This window comes from Pseudomonas sp. PHC1 (genome assembly GCF_046487845.1).
GTDB classification, from domain to species: domain Bacteria; phylum Pseudomonadota; class Gammaproteobacteria; order Pseudomonadales; family Pseudomonadaceae; genus Aquipseudomonas; species Aquipseudomonas sputi.
Genome location: NZ_JBJXHJ010000012.1, coordinates 16,005 through 32,855, shown reverse-complemented (window position 1 = coordinate 32,855; position 16,851 = coordinate 16,005). Strand labels below are relative to the sequence as shown.

Sequence of the window (16,851 nt, the reverse complement as noted above, 5' to 3'; positions counted from 1 at the left end):
AAATGTCCCGATGCCCAACAAAGCCCCACAAGCCGGATTCACCCTGATTGAAGTGCTCGTGGCGCTGGCGATCATCGCCGTCGCCATGTCCGCCGCCGTGCGCGTGGCGGGGTTGATGACGCAGAGCAGCGGGGTTTTGCGGGATCGCTCGATCGCGATGATTGCGGCGCAGAGCCGGATGGCGGAGTTGCGGCTGGAAGGCAAGTTGCCAATGGGCATGAAAGCGCAGGATTGCGATCAGGGGCGGTTGATGCTGCGCTGCGAGCAGATCATCTCTGCCGCGGAAAACGGCCGCTTGCTCAAGGTCGGCCTCCAGGTCTTCGACCGCAACCAGGAAGCGCCGCCGTTGGCTCGGCTGGAGACGTTGTTGAACCGGCCTCAGGACTGAAGCCTGCGTCTGTTTAACCGACTTTTGAATGCTGTTTAAAGACACTCAGCGTTACTTCCCCAAGGCTACAACGCCTTGCGTCATTGCCTACGACTACGCCAGAATCCGCCGGCTTGTGCGTCTGGGGTGCGGGTCTTATCGTTTCCGGGTCACTGAAAACCAGTGATCGGGTTTGGTAGCCCGACCTCCCATATGACGCATAACGTCACCTAGCGCAGATGCTCTTTCGGCATCCGTCTTATGGTGGCCATGCGCAGGGCGCCCTCGGGCGCGCCGGATTTTCCATATGGGCCGGTCTACCAACCTTCGTATGGCCACCACCACTCGTTTGGTAGCGAGAGTGATGGCTCCTTAAGTCCCATATGGAGCTACATCTATGTTCAAACCAACACCAAACCCACCAGAAACCGATCTGGTTTCACCCTACAAATTCCCCGATTCCCGAACCCTCAACGAAGCCGCCGAACGCGCCCTAGACCACTACCTCACCCCGCAACAACGCATCATGGGCAGCCACACCAAACACGACCCCATGTACCTGGCTAACCCGGCCTACAACACCGAATCCCTCCTGGCCAATGCCAGCGAATCACTGGGATCGGCCAGCGAAATGCTCAACAACTTTGCGGCCACGCTGGAGCCCGCCCATCGCAAGACTGCGATCGGGATTGCGCAGTTGGTGATGTTGAGCGAGTTGGCGGTGAATCAGGCGTTGGATCATGTTGAGGTGAAGGCGTAAGCGGTTGACCGCCATAGCTCAATAAGCGGAAACAAAATGGTGGAGGTTGCCAGGTGTAACTGACAGCCTCCGCCAAAGGGACGGTCAAATTTTTTCCGGCACGTTTCAACGACAGATTGAGACATCACCCATTTCTGCCATTCACGATCTACTGCTTTTGGCCATTAGCGTCCGTTGCCTCTGCACCGAGCGTCTAGTAAAACGGCTTATCCAATTCCCGATACTGAAGCGAATTTATGATTAATGGCCATGGTCAACGTGTTTGTAATCGATGCGGCGAGCTCATTACGGCTTACTGTCCATCGGTTGAAACGCTCGCGATCATTGGGGTCTTCCACGAGAAGGGTGACCAAGCCGTAGTAGATGAGATCGTCCGGCGAGAAGATATTGATCCGAATATCGTTGGGGAGTACTTCCGCCATCGAATGGCACCTATGTGCGAACAAAAGCTTGCCCACTGCCCTCACTGCTCAGGGCAGTTAAGGTCTTGGCGTGCGCGCCAATGCATGCATTGTTTTAGAGACTGGCACTGACGCAAAGCGGTTATCGAGCTGCCGGATGCAGACGATCTCTCTCAAGCAGAGGCCGGAAGCCATCATTGCCATGAAAATGGTATCGTCCCCTCCTTTTTCAAATTTCTGACAGATCATGAATATCATCGAATCCTCAATCCGGGCCGTTGCTCCCGCACCGGGCATCGCTGAATCAATGGATACCTGACATGCCCAACACGTCGCAGAACGCGAGATTTAGCGAGTTGCTGGCTGTAAACGAAGCCAGTACTGACAGCGCTGAATCCACAGCCGACCTATTGAAGGTGATTTACGAGTTCGCCTCGTACGATGGCCCGCTCAAATTCAATTGCACACGCGCATGGTGGTTTTTTGGTACTGGCCTGCTATTGATAGCGGGCGCTGTAGCCCTTTTTTGCTATATCGACACCTATCAAGTGGTTTCTTTTTTTCGCCGTCTGCAAATTGAGCCTGGCTTGGTCGGCGCAGTCACTGGTGTGCTAGGCATCGGGTTCGCCATTGGGAGCATAAAATGGATGAAATCCAAGGCTGATCGCTTGCCATCGCTCAGCCGCAAAATTGCTGCACTGTCCTCCTACTTCCACAACAGGTTGATGTTCCTGGAAGAAAACTCGCACTGCACCCTCCACGAACTGGATACGCAATTTGGTGACTACCGCCGGGGCAACTACAGCCGCGAGTTGGTTGAGTCGTTAGAGGGCGTGTTTACCGGCAAGCTGCGCGATCTCCCTTATCACTACCGCCATTTGCACTACGTCAACAAACGGACGGAGCAAGTCACGGAGACGGACAAAGATGGCAAAACCAGAACCGAGACTCGAGTGGTGTATGACCACTACGACCGGTACAGTCTGGTCTTCGACTTTCCCTGGGTTACCGGGATATCGGTCAGATCCGATGACCAATCAGAGAACGACTATTCATGGTCGATGGACACAGCTTCTCCGGACTTCAATAAATCGTTCTGTTTGACAGGTCAGAGCGAGATACTCTGCGCGAAATTCATCAAGCCTTCGACAGTGCTGCATTTGTTGAAGCTATTGGAAATCCTCGATCGTCCGAACCTGGAGTTCTCCGACGATGGCTTGTTCTGCCTCAGCTTCGCGAGCAGCGACCTGCTCGCGTTCAGCACAGAGTATTCGCTGGCTTCACCCAACGAGTTTTACGCAGAAATTGCTGCGGGTGTAAAACTGCCGCGCCTGAAGTCTGTGCTCCAATGGAGCCACGCACTCTCTGAGCTGCACGATGACAACTTTACCTTTACCGCCTCTCCCCCAAACAAATGCAAAGAGAAGTAAGCCATGGACATTGCACTCATCCTCTCCGCTGTTATCGCTGTAATCATCATCTTGGTGGGGTTGGGCATCTACAACGACATCATTGCCCGACATAACGGGGTACAACGTGCCTGGTCGGACGTCCTGGTTTACGAACGCCAGAAGACAAAAGTTCTCGATCAGCTGCAAAAAGTGCTCGCAGATTTCATGGTTTTTGAGTCCAGCCTCCTCGAAAAAATCACCGGCCTGCGCAGCGCCATTCACGCCCTTCCTGCTGGCGCGAACGGCAACGCACTCACCAACGTTGAAACCGCGTCGAGGGAAGTAATGGGTGGTTTGCGCATCGCTTTCGAGGCCTACCCTGACCTTAAAGCATCCGAAGCAGCCAACAACATGATGCGTGAAATTGCCGAACAACAAGAAAACGTCGGCGCGGCCATCACCATCTACAACCGCAACGTCGAACTGTTCAACAACGCCATCGAAATGTTCCCAGCCTCAATCGTCAATGGCCTGTTCAACAAAAAAACTCGCGTCACACCGTTCACCGATACCGAAGCTTCGCAAGGTTTCTCCTACACCCCGAATATCTAACACCCGTAGCGCTTCAGACCATCACCCGTGAGGGTGATGGTCTGAAGCTCCCTCCTTGGCCGAACACGATATCCGTGACCAACCCATAACCTTGTGGGAGCCAGTCCACGGCAGCTCCTGCAGGTTTGGGGCGCCCGTAAATTGTGCATTCACCCCAAACCCTGTGGGAGCGGGCTTGCCCGCGAAGGCGCCAGAACGAACACCCAATTAATAACCAGGTGCTCCAGATCCGAGCATCACCCCGGTAACTGCAAATTATCCAACGCCCGATTCACCGCCAACTCCCCGAGCATGATCAACTGCGTAATGCCCACCAACGCCCGACGCTGCGAAGCCGGCACCAGACTGGCGATGTTTTGGGCAATGGTTTGGGCTGAAGCGAGCGTTTCACTGGCATCAATCAGCAGTTCTTCGTTTTTGTTGTCCGCCGTCACGGCATACATCCCGCGGGCTCTACGTGGAGGCGGCGTGGAGCCGGGCGGACAGAGGTAATGGTCGAGCGCGCGGTCGGCGGCTTCGTGGAGTTTTCTGGAATCGATGGATTCGTAGGGGGAAACCGAGTCGGTTTCGGGCGGGTTGGGTGTTGGTTTGATCATGGTGAAGCTCCTTGATGACTGGAGCTGCCACCGTTCGCGGTCAAACAAACAGGGTGGCAGCTGTACGCGGGTTGACCGACCGGACATCAAGGAATCCGGCACACCCGAAGGTGTCCCACGCACAGCCACCGCGACATGATTTCAGACAATGCCTGAACACGTGCAGAACGCTGGTGCGCCTTGATGTTGGGCGGACGGTCAAATCCGATCACTGATTCGTCAGCGACCGCACCACAATAGAACCCGTCCCCAAGGCGCACAAGCCGGCGGATTCTGGCGTAGCTGTAGGCAACGGCGCAAGGATATGTAGCCTGAGAGAGTGTCTGGAGATGTCTTTTTAAACGTTGGTGTTTATCGGAATTCTCATTGCGTCTCGGCCCCCACGACAGATCCGTCTCCTTGCTCCAACAAACGTAAGCGTCCGGCGAACACATCCCCCTGAAGCTGATTTGGAGCCATCGCCTCCATTGAACCGAAGCAGTAGTGGTTATGCGGAATCTGTTCTCTGCATAATGACCGACCGGCCATGTTTAGGGTGCTTGTTATGCCAGCCTCCGCTGATCAAATCTCCGCTGTCGTTTTATGCGCAGCTTCCATTAACGACCTGGAAGATCTGGTGGCCATCAGGATTGAGGCCATGCGCGAGAGCCTTGAACGGCTTGGACGATTTAACCCAGATCGTGCGCGCGAACGATTTGTTGCTGGGTTCGACGTTAACAGCACTCGCCGCATAGAAGTATCAGGTGATCTGGTCGGTTTTGTCGTAATCAAAGACCACCAGAGCGAGCTTTTGCTTGACCATTTGTATGTGATACCCAGTGCTCAAGGAGCAGGAATCGGCTCTGAAGTTCTTACTCAGATCTTCAGAGAGGCTGATGAGATCGGGCGTCCCATCAAGGTCGGTGCTCTCAAGGAAAGCGCTTCAAATCGTTTTTACACTCGCCATGGCTTCGTGTTCGTCGAAAGCGGCGAATTCGATAATTATTATGTTCGGGCTAACGGTAATGCCGGTGATTTGGGCGACTAGGCAGATCTTGATACGGCGCCCCGTCAGATGTTGCACCGTTAGATGGGCATCCACCTATGAACAAAGGGGACTATGAACGAAGGGGGCTGATCTATTTTCTGGAAAATAGATCTGTCCCGAATGGCACTTACTTAACAGCTAACCGATTGAGCTGAAAGCAAAAAATGAAGAAGGGCTGGCCTTGGTCTACGGTGATAGTTGCGAACACACACCAGAAAACCAAGGACACAGCCCACATGGATCGTAGACGCCAAATTCTCCAGCATCAACAGCAACGTTTTCGCCGCCATGCTTCGAATTGTGATGCCTATGCTTTTTTCAACCTGCTCACGGCTCCCGAGTTGCTGCAGCGCGTTGAGTCAGCACTGCCAGAGCATCGGGAGCGCTTGTATCCGCCAACGGAAGCTCTGTCGATGTTCCTGGCTCAAGCGATGAGCGCCGATCGCTCCTGCCAGAATGCCGTCAACGATTTCTCCATCAAGCGATCCTGTAGCGGCATGAAACCCAATAGCACTCGCACGGGCGCTTTCTGTAAGGCCAGGCAACGCTTGCCGGTAGAGATGGTTTCCATGCTGGTTCGACAGACCGGTTCGTCTATCAGTGATCAGGCGCCGCCTTCATGGCGATGGATGGGGCGACCTGTACGCCTTGTCGACGGGACAACCGTCTCGATGCCCGATACCGCTGCGAATCAGGGGGCCTATCCGCAATCTCGCGGGCAGAAAGTTGGCCTTGGTTTTCCGTTGTGTCGAGTGGTGGGCCTCGTTTGCCTCTCCAGTGGCGCCGTTTTAGATGCCGCACTTGGACGTTTCCGAGGTAAGGGCGGCGACGAACAGACGCTGCTCAGATCAATGCTCGGCACGTTGAAAACAGGCGACATCTTGTTGGGCGACGCTTACTACGCGACCTATTTTCTGCTGTGCGAGTTGCAGCGACGAGGTATCGATGGCGTGTTCGAACAATATGGCGCGCGACGGCGCAGCACGGACTTTCGTCTGGGCCAAAGTCTCGGTTCGGAAGACCACTTGATCGAATTGAAAAAGCCCGAAAGAAGGCCGCCCTGGATGAGTCAAACACATTACGAACAGGCCCCTGGAAGGCTGATAGTGCGAGAGTTGAAGACTGGCGGAAAAACGTTGGTGACCACCTTGCATTGCCCGAAGCAGACACCCAAAACAGCTCTCAAATCGCTGTACAAGGGGCGATGGCATGTCGAGTTGGACTTGCGAAATCTCAAGGCCACGCTGGGCCTTGGAAGGTTGAGCTGCAAAACCCCGGGCATGGCCGTCAAGGAGTTATGGGTCTATCTGTTGGCCTACAATCTGATCCGAATGCTCATGGCCCAATCGGCTCTCTTAGCGGACTGCTTACCTCGCGAACTGAGCTTCAAACACAGCCTTCAGCTATGGCTGGCGCTACGACAATATGGGAGTCCTGAAGACGAGGATGGTCTGGCGAACTTACTGATGCTGATAGCGCAAAGACGCGTTGGAAATCGACCTGGTCGTATCGAACCGCGAGCCATAAAACGAAGACCTCAAGCCTACCCCTTGCTGACCAAGTCACGTCGGTCAGCAAGGGCTGAGGTAAGGAAGAACGGGCATGCTAAACATGTTAAGTAAGTGCCATTCACATCACACCCCTTTTTCAGCATTAGCTTGCTCAGTCTCTGTAGCCGTCTCCTTTGGAACATCGGGAAAATCAACTTTCCCCACAGATGCCAATATAGCCTTTCGACATCTCGCCGCATATGCACTATCCGCTTTACCACTCAAATATTTCGCAACAAGAAAGAGGTCTGGGGTAAACACAAGCGCGGTAGAACTTGTAATTGCTGCCGAAACACACTTCACTGTAAATGGCTCCAACCTATCACCTACTGGTTGCAACCTATAAGGATTGCCAAACAATACTGGCTTTGCCGGTTCACTAACATCCTCCCTCTCAAGATCCTCATGTATATTCATCGCCAACTGCCGAAGCTTATCGATGTTTATCGCTTTATTGTCCTTGCCCTCAGCTTCGCCAATCAATCTGCCTTCGTCAGACTTAAAAACAGCGTCAAACTCAGATTCACCATTATCGAATTGTGACACTTCGAATCCGATTATTTTTAAAGCATCTAAAATTGCAAGCTCCAGTGGCTTACCCTTTTCGAATAAAAGATTCCTGAGTCTAGCCAAGTCTTTTATCTCATCAATCGCAGCCTCTTTTTCAGCTTGAATAGCTTCAAGCTTCCCTTCTATTTCCAGAAGCTTCTCAGACACTACCGCTTCTTTACTTAACTTATATTTTGAATCCCTTGCCCAGTCTGGCTCAGGAGTTAATTCCGCAGCGGATCGCAAGGCTTTCTCTATCGAAACAATCGCATTTATCATCCTTGATGCAAACTGCATCGCTTCTGGCGTCCAATCACCTTCATTCTCTTCGTCCTCCTCGCCGACGAAAAACGACTCAGGATAGAAGTCAATATCAGGCAGACATAACAATGCACCATTAGAATTTTTCGACCTGTAAATAGCACCCACTACTTTATTACCATGTCTAGTCAACAGACATGGTACTACTTCACCCTCAATAAAAACCTTATACGAAGAGACACTTGAGAATTCGTTCCAGTAGGAGGAGATACATTCGAAATTCTTATCCGCAAGCTTTATCTCCCTTCCCTTTGAGGTTACTGGCTTTAAGACTAACGGGATAGATTGATAATTATCATATCCTGTTACAATCCTCGTAACCTTTTGATTCCTACCGGTACCAGAGTACTCTTTCTTTCCTGTCGCGACACTTAACTGGGTTAGCTCGCTCAAATAAACCAAGACTAGTTTTCCATGTTCAATAGCCGCTTTTATTTCTCTCCGCCAATGCTCGGACTGTGCTTTCAGCTTGAATGATTGATCGTCTGACAAGCATGGCTTCCCTTCAAAGGTACTCTCACGCCTATAGAGATAATCGTTAATATCCGGCTTAAAAAGTACTATATCCCAATCTAGAAGAGACATATCTGAATCAAATTCACAGGTTTCAGTTTGGTCACTAGCTAGCGAAAACCCAATGGTTAATATCTTTTTATTTGCCATTAATATCTAGCATCCTTAAACAAAATAACGTTCCTGGGTTATTTTCAATCTACCTACCAAATCTTGGGTGGTGCAAAGTCCAATATTCCGCAGCTTTGACTGTTGAGCGGCTAGCCTTCTATTCGCTGCTTTTAGCATGCCAATGGAGCGACGACTCAATGCAACGCCGATATTGGGTATCAATCTGCTTCGGTGCCAGACGGACATATTGTTCTGCTGCCTCTCGCCGTTCGCCAGTGAGCTTTTCTAGATACTCGACTACCTGCAGCGCTGTGGGCGTGATTTCTTCATCATCGAATTTTGGGGGGAGACCGGTCCATATCACTTGATGAACGTCATGTGCTCCAGCCCATTCGGCTAGACTTGGAATCAGTCTTGGAGAAGGCTGACCGGCAGACCAGCTACAGACGTGCTTTTCCACATTTTTTTCCCCTCGAATACCTTCACGAAAGGCTAAAGCCCCAACGGCAGAGGAGAGATCTGATGACTCCACTAGTGCCCACAGAGAGGAAACAGGTTGTGCGGATTCAGTTAAAACGAGTGTAATTCGCCCATCTTTCGATTGCCTGGCGAACTCTACCGGTATCAGTGGGCCATCCACATTCCATCCCCCTCGAATCGGAAAATCCCTTAGATCCCAAATTAAGGAGCCCCATCCAAGACAAGCAATGCGAGTCAATATGCCTCCGTTCAGCTCTGGATGTTGATTGACCAATATTCGTGACCGTGAGACGCAATGAAGCTGGCGACCAACGGAATCGCACCAATTAATGCTCCTGACTTAATAGACCCTGAATCACCGAATGTCCAACTGCCACTATAGGGAACTCCAAATATTTTTTGCTTGTCCTTTCTCTTTCGATACGGATTCACTCGAACCTACATAACATCTACAAATTTCCTTCATACGTACAAATCACGGCCTAACCAACCTAGGCATCTCCACCCCCTCCCCCAACCTCTCCACCCCCAACCTCACCCTCTCCCCCCCCTGCTCAATCACCACCCCATCCCCCTCCACCGCCACCAACTTCACCCCCGGACTCACCCGCTCCCCCTGCAAGAAACTCCTCGGCGGCCCGTCATTCAGGCTGAGTATCGCCACCGCCCCGCGACTCCCCGCCATCACGCCGCTGACCTTGATCTCCACCGGCGCCGTGCGGTTAGAAAACCACTGCAACGCGGGGTTATCGCTGCGCGCCGCAAGCAGTTGCGGCGTAGCCGCCGGGGTGTGGGATTCGGCGGTGGTCAGGAGCAGGGATGACCAGATGGCGATACCGACCAGGGCGGCCAGCAGTGCGGCGGCCTGGGTGAGTTGGGGGGGTGAAAAGCGTGCGGTGAATCTCATGGGCTGAATCTCCTTTTAGTCCCGGTGACCAGACTACGCGGCAATTCTCACGGTTTTATTTCACACGCCTTACATGTTGGCCGTGCAGGATGGTTTTTTGGGACGGGGCTGGACGCAAGGGAGTGCGCTTTCGATGAACCGGTGCAGGCAGCAGGGTTTTACGCTGATCGAGTTGATGGTGGTGCTGGTGATCATCGGCATCGCCAGTGCGGCGATCAGTCTGAGTATCAAGCCCGATCCGTTGCAGTTGCTGCGCAAGGACGCCGAGCGCGTGGCGCAGTTGCTGCAGATTGCTCAGGCTGAGGCCCGCGCCGATGGCCGGCCGATTGCGTGGTTGAGCGATGGCAAGGGGTTTCGGTTCAGTCGGCGCAGTGACAGTGGCAAGGGTTTTGATCATTTCGATCGGGACCCGCAGTTGCGGCCGCGTCCCTGGCAGAGTCCGAAGCTTGCGGTGCGGGTGGAGCCGAAGCAGAAGGTGGTGCTGAACGCGGAGTGGATCAATCCGCCGCTGCAGTTGACGCTGTCTGACGGGCTCAATCGGTTGAGTGTGCTGCGCGATGCTTCGGGCCGGATTAGCGTGCAATGAACAGACAACAAGGTTTTACGCTGATCGAGGTGATGGTCGCGATTCTGTTGATGGCGGTGGTCAGTCTGATTGCCTGGAAGGGGCTGGACAGCGTCACCCGCGCCGCCAAGCATTTGCAGGCCAGTGGTGAGCAGAGTGACAGCCTGTTGCGGGCGTTGAATCAGATGCAACGGGATGTGGAGATGCGCGCGGGGATCGAGCTGACGGAGCCGAAGAAGGTCGGCACCGAGGATGAACCGGCGACGGCCCCGCCTGCCGTTACGGTGCGCAGCAGTGACAGCAAGGGGTTTCGGCTGGACATCATCCGGAGCGCGGCGGATCAGCCGGGGGCGTTGCAGCGGGTGCGCTGGTGGCTCAAGGGGGACACGTTGTATCGCGCGGTGGCGCCGGCGCGCAGTCGCTATCCGTTGCCGGCGCCGACGGCTGGCGTGGCGGTGTTGGGTGAGGTGAGTGATTTGCAGGTGCGGGTTTGGGAGGTGGATAAGGGGTGGCGGCAGTTGAGCGGGAATCGGCGGGAGGATCCGTTGGGGTTGGAGGTACGGTTGACCCGGCAAACACCGCAAGGGCCGGAGAAGTACCGGCAGGTGATGGGGCCCTTGCAGTGATCAGCTGAGGACGACTACGCCGCCCGGTAGCTCGGTGCATTTGACGCCGTAGGCATCGCGGATCAATGCGCCTACGCCGGCCAGTTGGTCGAGGGAGAAACGTGCTTGTACGCGGCGCTGGCCGAGTTCGCGGTTGAGCAGCAGCAACATCCCCGGGCGGTAACGGTTGATCTCGTCGATCATCTGGCTGAGGGTCGCGCCGTTGAACACCAGCACCTGCTGACGCCAGTTCATCACCGCCGCCGTGTCGACGCTTTGTACGGTGCCGACTTGTTTTGCGTCATAGGTCAGTTGCTGGCCTGGTTCCAGGCGCAGGCTGCGGCCTTCGACTTCCACATCCACCGCACCATCGAGGCAGGTCACGCACACCTGTTGATCGAGGTTGCGCAGGTTGAACCGCGCCCTGCTCGCCCGCAGCCAACCGCCACCGGCCTGCATCGCCATCGGCAGTCGCGCGGTCTGCACTTCGACTTCGCCGCTGACCAGTTCAAAGCCTTGCACGCCCTCATCCACCGAACGCTGGTTGATGCGGGTCTGGGTGTTCAGTTCCAGGCTCAGGCCATCGGCCGGTTCGACGCGACGTTGCTGGCCGACTTCGGTGATGTAATCGGCGCCGAGCCCGGAGAACCCGCCCGGTATCGTGCCGCGCACCAACAGAAACGCCGCTGACGCCGCAATCGCGCCGCCGAGAAAGGCCCGGCGTCCAAACCGTCGTGGTGCCCGCAATTCTTCCGCTGCCGGTTGCAGCAGGTGCCACAACGCCTTGCACTCTTCGAAGGCGCGGGCGTGTTCGGGGCTTTGCGCGCACCACTGGCGCAGCGCCCGGGCGTCGGCGACCGTGGCGCGGCCGGAAGTCAGCAGAATCAGCCAGTCGCGGGCTTCGCTTTGCAGACGCTCGGCAGGCGCGGGCTCGGCAGGTGTCAGACGGAAGATGTTCAAACGCGCAGGTACTCGACGGGTTGATCGGGAGCTTCATTCACTAGACGGTTTTCCGGCCCCGCGACCGAACCGCTGAAACACTTTTCTTTCCAGTTTGGCCGCGCAGTGTCCGAGGGCAGCCTTGATTTCCTTCTCGACCATGCGCGTGGAGATGCCGAAACGCTGGGAGATTTCCAGGTGCGGCGCTTCTTCCAGGCGTGCGGCGATGAAGATTCGACGGCGCCGGGCCGGCAGTTCGTAGAGGGCGCTGAGCAGGGACTGGATTTCCTTTTGGCCGCCGACCACGCGCATCGGGTCGAGCGCTTCGTCGCTGACTTGCAGCAGTTCTTCGACTTCGCTGCCGGTGAGCAGCCGCGCATCGGCCTGGCGGCGGTCGGCGGCGATGTTCAGGGCCATGCGATAGAGGTAGGCGTTGGGCCGCAGCAGGTTCGGCGGCGCTTCCATGCGGTCGACCCGCAGGTAGGTTTCGTGCAGCACGTCGTTGGCCAGGTCCTCCGAGCCGAGACGGCGTCGCAGGCGCACCCGAAAGTCCTCGTAGGACGTCAGGAACAGCTGGACCATCGAACTTTGTCCGGCGTCTTTCATCCCCCGGAAACTCCTTCCCATTGTGTGCATTCCATGCGCTTTCCTGACGATTCGGGTAACAACAGCAACGTGACTGGCTGGCGCAATGCGCCGGGTGTGGGCCGGTCGATCTTGAGCGTGTGAAAACTGTCTACCAGCGCGGCATCGCGCCGAACATCGCCGGTGGTGGTGACCAACCGGTTGTGCTGCACCACGCCGTCGCGGCCGATCCACAATTGCAACACCGCGCGAAAACTGCCGGGCCGGGTCAGCGGCGAACGGCACAGGTTGCGTTCAATCGCGGCCTGCACCGCCGTGGCGTAACTGCGGTTGACGGCTGCGCTGGCGGGGGTCGGTTTCTCCGCCGGCATTGGTACGTCCTCGACTTGCGCCACTTGCAAGGTGAACGCGTCGTCGCGGCTGTACTTGGCCATCAACCCACTGCCGCCGAGCATCCGGCGCAACGCTTCGGCGGCGGTGAATTCGCCCTCCACTGCCAACGAGCGACGACCGCGACTCAACTGGCTGTCGACCAGCACCGCCATGCCGGTGGCGCGGCTGAACTGTTCGAGGGCGCGGGCCAGCTCCTGGGCCGGGATGTGCAGCGTCATGCGCATCGTCGCCGGCATCGGGTCGGCGCTGGCGCGGCTCAGAAACAAGCCAAGCAGCAGCCCCAGACAGAGCTGGCGCACGAGCGCTGAGCGCGCAAATTCGTCCCTGGCACGGCCTCGCTGCACGACTGATGCACCCCTGAAAACCGTCATCCTGAGGGCTGTTTATGAATCTGGTGTGACGGCCACTGCAAAAAAACCATCACGGGATCGGCGCCGCCGTTGCACTAGACTCTTGTGCTAGAGCGGCCCCTTCGGGCCGGCCAGGAGGCAGGCATGAAATCAGTCTGGAAAGTCGCCCTCGGCGGGATGTGGCTGGCGGTGTTGGGCGGTGCATACGCGGAGGAGCCGCTGGGCTGCGTTGAAGTGACGGTGGGAGGTTACAAGGCGCCGAATTACGACTGTCTGAGCCAGCAGATGGGCAACAACCCCGACGGCGCGGCGGCTGCGCAGAAGAATCAGGAAGCGATGAATGTGCCGGTCAACAAGCGGCCGCCGAATCAGGTGGGGCTGGCGACGCCGGCGGCCACGGCTACGCGGATGGGCAACACGTTTGGCACGTCGGTGAAACCACAGCGGCCACCGAACTAACTGATCGTTCCCACGCTCTGCATGGGAACGATCAAGATCCAAAGATCAGTCACTGGGAATCTGGCGGAAGCTCACCGCCAATCGGTTCCAGCTGTTGATGGTGCTGACGGCCATGGTCAGGTCCACCAGTTCGCCTTCGTTGAACTGCGTCCGCGCCTGCTCATAGACGTCGTCCGGCACATGACTTTCCGCCAGCAGCGTCACCGCCTCGGTCCACGCCAGTGCGGCCCGCTCACGCAGGCTGAAGAAGCTGCTGTCGCGCCAGACCGCGATGGCATAAAGGCGCCGATCCTTCTCTCCCGTCCGCCGCGCCTCCACCGAGTGCATGTCGGTGCAGAACGCGCAGCCGTTGAGTTGCGAGGCGCGGATCTTGATCAGGTGCAACAGCGGCGGTTCGATGCTCAGGTTGCTGGTCAGCGCTTCCAGGCCAATCATCGCTTTCATGGCTTTGGGTGAAGCGCTGTAGTAATCCAGACGCGGGGACATGGGCGGGCCTCGGGCAGCAGAAGAGTGATTTCACGGTAGGCGCTGGTTGGGCAACGTTACAGCCCCAATTCCACGAAAAAATGGCAGACCATTTCCCCGAGCCAAGCCCGCTCCCACAAGGGCAAGTGACCAATTCTAGATTTTTGCTCTACGCAACTACTGCCCCGTAAACAAACGGGAGTAATCTGGCCGGCACACTCAATCGCCCGGAGCGCCCCGTCGGTATGGAACTGCATGTCGTGATCAATGGCCGCAAGGATCTGGCCGGTCAGTTGTACCAGCAACTGCGCGGCGCCATTGAGTCCGGGCGTCTGGCCGCTGGCACCCAGTTGCCGCCCAGCCGTTTGCTCGCCGAGCAACTGGGGATCTCGCGCAAGACCATTTCCGACACCTACGCGCAATTGACCTATGAGAACTTCCTCACCGGCGTGATCGGCAAAGGCACTTACGTCAACGCGCGCCCGGCGACCATCGAGCGCAAGCAAAACCACAGTGACCTGGCGAGCGCCGAGGTGATCGAGAGCTGGCGCAATCTGCCGGTGTTCCTGCGTCATCCGACGCTTGAAGGCTCGCTGCGCTACGACTTCATCGGCGGCGCCACCAGCAAAGGCCAGTTTCCCCAGGATGACTGGCGCCGCTGCGTCGCTCATGCGCTGCGGCAGATGGCCAATGCCAAAGGTTTCTACAGCGTGCCGGAGGGCCTGCCGGCGCTGCGCAATGCGATTGCCCGGCACATCGCGTTTTCCCGTGGCGTGAACTGCCAGGACGAGGACATCGTGGTGTGCAACGGCGCGCAGCAGGCGCTGGACCTGATCACCCGCGTATTGATCCGCCCCGGCAGTCTGGTGGCGATGGAAGATCCCGGCTACCCGCCGGCGCGGCTGCTGTTCGGCACTCATGGGGCGACGGTGGTCGGCGTGCCGGTGGATGCCGAGGGCATTCAGGTCGAGCGGATTCCCGAGGGCACGCGGCTGATCTACGTGACGCCGTCGCACCAGTTTCCGCTGGGCATGCCGATGAGTCAGGCGCGGCGCGAAGCCCTGCTCGAACGGGCTTATGAACTCGGCGCGATCATCATCGAGGACGACTATGACAGCGAATTCCGCTACGAGGGCCGGCCAACCGATTCGCTGCACAACCTCGACCAGCGCGGCATCGTCGCCTACGTCGGCACCTTCTCGAAAACCCTGCTGCCGGAGCTGCGCCTCGGCTACGCGATCCTGCCACCGGCGATTCTCGAAGCGGTGATCCGCGCCAAGCAGCTCACCGACCTGCACGCCTCCACCCTGCCGCAATGGGCGCTGGCCAAGTTCATCGCCGAAGGCTGTCTGCTCAAGCACATTCGCCGCTGCCACACCATTTACGCCCAGCGCCGCGAGCGGATCCTGGCGCGCATGGCCACCGACCTGTCGCCATGGCTGCAAGCCGTGCCGCCCAGCGCGGGGTTTCACATGGCGGTGTTCTGCAAAGTGCCGATCGACTTGCCGCTGGTGATCGAACTGGCGAAAAAGGTCGAAGTCGGTCTGTACGCCATCGATGGCTTCTATTACCAGCAGCCTGCACGAAGCGGCATGTATTTCGGTTTCGGCGCCATCGAGACGCTGGACATCGACATTGCCCTCGACCGTCTGCGCGACATTCTGCAACAGGTCGTTGGGTAGATTGGCCTAAACGATTAACCGCCGATTGGTTATTGGTGATCCGGGGGTGCAGGCCTATCCTGCACGAGCGTTATCCCTCAATGAGCAGGATTCGTCCGGCCTGATTCAGGAGTGTGAGCAATGTCCAACGAAGTGATCAACACCGTACAGGTGCAGGCTGCCGCCGGCCGATCGGAGGAGCTGGGCAGGCAGTTGCAAAAGATCGTCGAAACCCTGCGCGAAACGCCGGGCTGCGATTCCTACATGGTCGACCGTTGCCCCGAGGACAGCCACCGCTGGACCGTCAGCGCCCGCTGGCAGTCGGAAGCGGCGATGCAGGCGCATTTCAATCGCCCGGAAGCCCAGGGTTTCATCGACCTGATCGACAGCCGGCTGGCCAATAGCGTGGATTTCAACAGTTTTCCGATCGTTTGACTGACTGACGCCATCGCTGGCAAGCCAGGCTCCCACAGGTCCTGTTTTCGTTCATATGATTTGTGACCGACACAAAACCTTTTAGGAGCCTGGCTTGCAAGCGATGGCGTATTTGGAAGCGCTGAAACATCGAGGATTGGTCACCCGATCTTCCCGAATATTGGCGGTGTGAATGGCCCAAAGCGCGGACTACTGTGAAGACCGACTCCCCCACTTCACAGGTAACCCGCCATGAAACGCCTGCACATTTTCGCAGCCTCTCTCGCCCTGTCTGTTTCTGCCGCCGCCATGGCCCACGACACGTCCGAGAAGGTCTCGGTCCTGCAAGACCAGATGTTGAAAAACGTCCCCGGCAAAAAAGCCCTGATGATCGAAGTTGACTACAAGCCCGGCCAGTCCTCTATCGCCCACAAACACGACGGCACCGCGATGGCGTACGTGCTTGAAGGCGAGATCGTGTCACAGGTCAAGGGCGAGCAACCGGTCACCTACAAGAAGGGCCAGTATTGGTACGAACCGGCCGGTTCAGAACATTTGGTGTCGAAAAACGCCAGCAAGAGCAAGCCAGCCAAGTTGCTGGTGTTCATGGTGCTGTCGCCCGACGAGCAAGTATTGATCCCATTGAAAAACTGATGGCTGTTTAACCAGCCATAAATGAAAGGCGCAAAACATTGATTGGCGCCTTTTTTATTTCTCGCGGCAATTAATCCAAAATGCTTACAGCCAATAAAACTATTACATGACAGTCATTCAGCAAATTGTCAGGTTGTTTTCAGTTGGGCGGGAGTAGTCTGAGGCGGCTGTCGCCG

At 56.7% G+C, this 16,851-nt stretch carries 21 protein-coding genes; 12 read left to right on the top strand and 9 right to left on the bottom strand.

What is annotated here, in order from left to right; genetic code table 11:
• Positions 1–10: 10 nt before the first annotated feature.
• On the top strand, positions 11–388 hold the full coding sequence (gene gspI, locus ACKJSM_RS16670; protein ID WP_410238315.1) for a type II secretion system minor pseudopilin GspI: 378 nt from the start codon (positions 11–13) through the stop codon (positions 386–388).
• 376 nt (positions 389–764) lie between these two features.
• On the top strand, positions 765–1,127 hold the full coding sequence (locus ACKJSM_RS16665; protein WP_410238314.1) for a DUF6124 family protein: 363 nt from the start codon (positions 765–767) through the stop codon (positions 1,125–1,127).
• Between the two features lie 206 nt (positions 1,128–1,333).
• On the opposite strand, the gene ACKJSM_RS16660 is transcribed toward ACKJSM_RS16665, so the two are convergent.
• The gene (locus tag ACKJSM_RS16660; RefSeq protein WP_410238313.1) at positions 1,334–1,549 is read right to left on the bottom strand and encodes a hypothetical protein; all 216 of its coding nucleotides are present in this window, start codon (positions 1,547–1,549) and stop codon (positions 1,334–1,336) included.
• A gap of 299 nt (positions 1,550–1,848) precedes the next feature.
• Between ACKJSM_RS16660 and ACKJSM_RS16655 the strand changes: the two genes are divergently transcribed.
• The gene (locus ACKJSM_RS16655) at positions 1,849–2,958 is read left to right on the top strand and encodes a hypothetical protein (RefSeq protein WP_410238312.1); all 1,110 of its coding nucleotides are present in this window, start codon (positions 1,849–1,851) and stop codon (positions 2,956–2,958) included.
• Between the two features lie 3 nt (positions 2,959–2,961).
• On the top strand, positions 2,962–3,531 hold the full coding sequence (locus tag ACKJSM_RS16650; RefSeq protein WP_410238311.1) for a LemA family protein: 570 nt from the start codon (positions 2,962–2,964) through the stop codon (positions 3,529–3,531).
• A 236-nt stretch (positions 3,532–3,767) separates the two neighbouring features.
• On the opposite strand, the gene ACKJSM_RS16645 is transcribed toward ACKJSM_RS16650, so the two are convergent.
• Positions 3,768–4,127 (bottom strand): DUF6124 family protein, encoded by a 360-nt coding sequence (locus tag ACKJSM_RS16645; RefSeq protein ID WP_410238310.1) that lies wholly within the window; start codon positions 4,125–4,127, stop codon positions 3,768–3,770.
• A 544-nt stretch (positions 4,128–4,671) separates the two neighbouring features.
• Here ACKJSM_RS16645 and ACKJSM_RS16640 point away from each other — a divergent pair.
• Both ACKJSM_RS16640 and ACKJSM_RS16635 read left to right on the top strand, forming a co-directional pair.
• The gene (locus ACKJSM_RS16640; protein ID WP_410238309.1) at positions 4,672–5,154 is read left to right on the top strand and encodes a GNAT family N-acetyltransferase; all 483 of its coding nucleotides are present in this window, start codon (positions 4,672–4,674) and stop codon (positions 5,152–5,154) included.
• Positions 5,155–5,390: 236 nt separating this feature from the next.
• The gene (locus tag ACKJSM_RS16635) at positions 5,391–6,776 is read left to right on the top strand and encodes an IS4 family transposase (RefSeq protein WP_410238308.1); all 1,386 of its coding nucleotides are present in this window, start codon (positions 5,391–5,393) and stop codon (positions 6,774–6,776) included.
• A gap of 12 nt (positions 6,777–6,788) precedes the next feature.
• Here ACKJSM_RS16635 and ACKJSM_RS16630 read toward each other — a convergent pair whose 3' ends face one another.
• From ACKJSM_RS16630 to ACKJSM_RS16620, 3 genes are all read right to left on the bottom strand, one after another.
• Positions 6,789–8,237, bottom strand: coding sequence for a hypothetical protein (locus tag ACKJSM_RS16630; RefSeq protein ID WP_410238307.1), 1,449 nt, complete (start codon positions 8,235–8,237; stop codon positions 6,789–6,791).
• A gap of 118 nt (positions 8,238–8,355) precedes the next feature.
• Entirely contained in the window at positions 8,356–8,838 is a 483-nt protein-coding gene (locus ACKJSM_RS16625; protein ID WP_410238306.1) for a hypothetical protein, read from the bottom strand.
• Between the two features lie 315 nt (positions 8,839–9,153).
• The gene (locus ACKJSM_RS16620) at positions 9,154–9,585 is read right to left on the bottom strand and encodes a type II secretion system protein N (RefSeq protein ID WP_410238305.1); all 432 of its coding nucleotides are present in this window, start codon (positions 9,583–9,585) and stop codon (positions 9,154–9,156) included.
• A gap of 133 nt (positions 9,586–9,718) precedes the next feature.
• On the opposite strand from ACKJSM_RS16620, the gene gspH reads away from it, so the two are divergent.
• Both gspH and ACKJSM_RS16610 read left to right on the top strand, forming a co-directional pair.
• On the top strand, positions 9,719–10,171 hold the full coding sequence (gspH, locus tag ACKJSM_RS16615) for a type II secretion system minor pseudopilin GspH (protein ID WP_108562333.1): 453 nt from the start codon (positions 9,719–9,721) through the stop codon (positions 10,169–10,171).
• The gene (locus tag ACKJSM_RS16610) at positions 10,168–10,776 is read left to right on the top strand and encodes a prepilin-type N-terminal cleavage/methylation domain-containing protein (protein ID WP_410238304.1); all 609 of its coding nucleotides are present in this window, start codon (positions 10,168–10,170) and stop codon (positions 10,774–10,776) included. The genes gspH and ACKJSM_RS16610 overlap by 4 nt, the downstream gene beginning before the upstream one ends.
• On the opposite strand, the gene ACKJSM_RS16605 is transcribed toward ACKJSM_RS16610, so the two are convergent.
• From ACKJSM_RS16605 to ACKJSM_RS16595, 3 genes are read right to left on the bottom strand one after another with little or no spacing between them, the layout of a single operon-like run.
• The gene (locus tag ACKJSM_RS16605; protein WP_410238303.1) at positions 10,777–11,715 is read right to left on the bottom strand and encodes a FecR family protein; all 939 of its coding nucleotides are present in this window, start codon (positions 11,713–11,715) and stop codon (positions 10,777–10,779) included.
• A 33-nt stretch (positions 11,716–11,748) separates the two neighbouring features.
• Positions 11,749–12,300, bottom strand: a complete 552-nt coding sequence (locus tag ACKJSM_RS16600) for an RNA polymerase sigma factor (protein ID WP_011334580.1) — start codon at positions 12,298–12,300, stop codon at positions 11,749–11,751.
• Positions 12,297–13,016: an STN domain-containing protein gene (locus ACKJSM_RS16595; RefSeq protein WP_410238302.1), complete on the bottom strand. Its 720-nt coding sequence runs from the start codon at positions 13,014–13,016 to the stop codon at positions 12,297–12,299. Before ACKJSM_RS16595 ends, ACKJSM_RS16600 begins: the two co-directional genes overlap by 4 nt.
• Positions 13,017–13,166: 150 nt before the next feature.
• On the opposite strand from ACKJSM_RS16595, the gene ACKJSM_RS16590 reads away from it, so the two are divergent.
• Positions 13,167–13,481, top strand: coding sequence for a hypothetical protein (locus tag ACKJSM_RS16590; RefSeq protein WP_236182969.1), 315 nt, complete (start codon positions 13,167–13,169; stop codon positions 13,479–13,481).
• A gap of 45 nt (positions 13,482–13,526) precedes the next feature.
• Here the strand turns inward: ACKJSM_RS16590 and ACKJSM_RS16585 are convergent, their stop codons facing one another.
• Positions 13,527–13,967: a carboxymuconolactone decarboxylase family protein gene (locus ACKJSM_RS16585; RefSeq protein ID WP_236182970.1), complete on the bottom strand. Its 441-nt coding sequence runs from the start codon at positions 13,965–13,967 to the stop codon at positions 13,527–13,529.
• Between the two features lie 224 nt (positions 13,968–14,191).
• On the opposite strand from ACKJSM_RS16585, the gene ACKJSM_RS16580 reads away from it, so the two are divergent.
• The 3 genes from ACKJSM_RS16580 to ACKJSM_RS16570 all read left to right on the top strand — a co-directional run bounded on the left by ACKJSM_RS16580 (position 14,192) and on the right by ACKJSM_RS16570 (position 16,675).
• A complete protein-coding gene (locus ACKJSM_RS16580) occupies positions 14,192–15,628 on the top strand; it encodes a PLP-dependent aminotransferase family protein (RefSeq protein WP_236182971.1) in 1,437 nt (478 codons plus the stop codon).
• A 120-nt stretch (positions 15,629–15,748) separates the two neighbouring features.
• The gene (locus ACKJSM_RS16575) at positions 15,749–16,042 is read left to right on the top strand and encodes a putative quinol monooxygenase (RefSeq protein WP_236182972.1); all 294 of its coding nucleotides are present in this window, start codon (positions 15,749–15,751) and stop codon (positions 16,040–16,042) included.
• A 231-nt stretch (positions 16,043–16,273) separates the two neighbouring features.
• Positions 16,274–16,675 (top strand): cupin domain-containing protein, encoded by a 402-nt coding sequence (locus tag ACKJSM_RS16570; protein WP_410238301.1) that lies wholly within the window; start codon positions 16,274–16,276, stop codon positions 16,673–16,675.
• Positions 16,676–16,851: the final 176 nt, after the last annotated feature.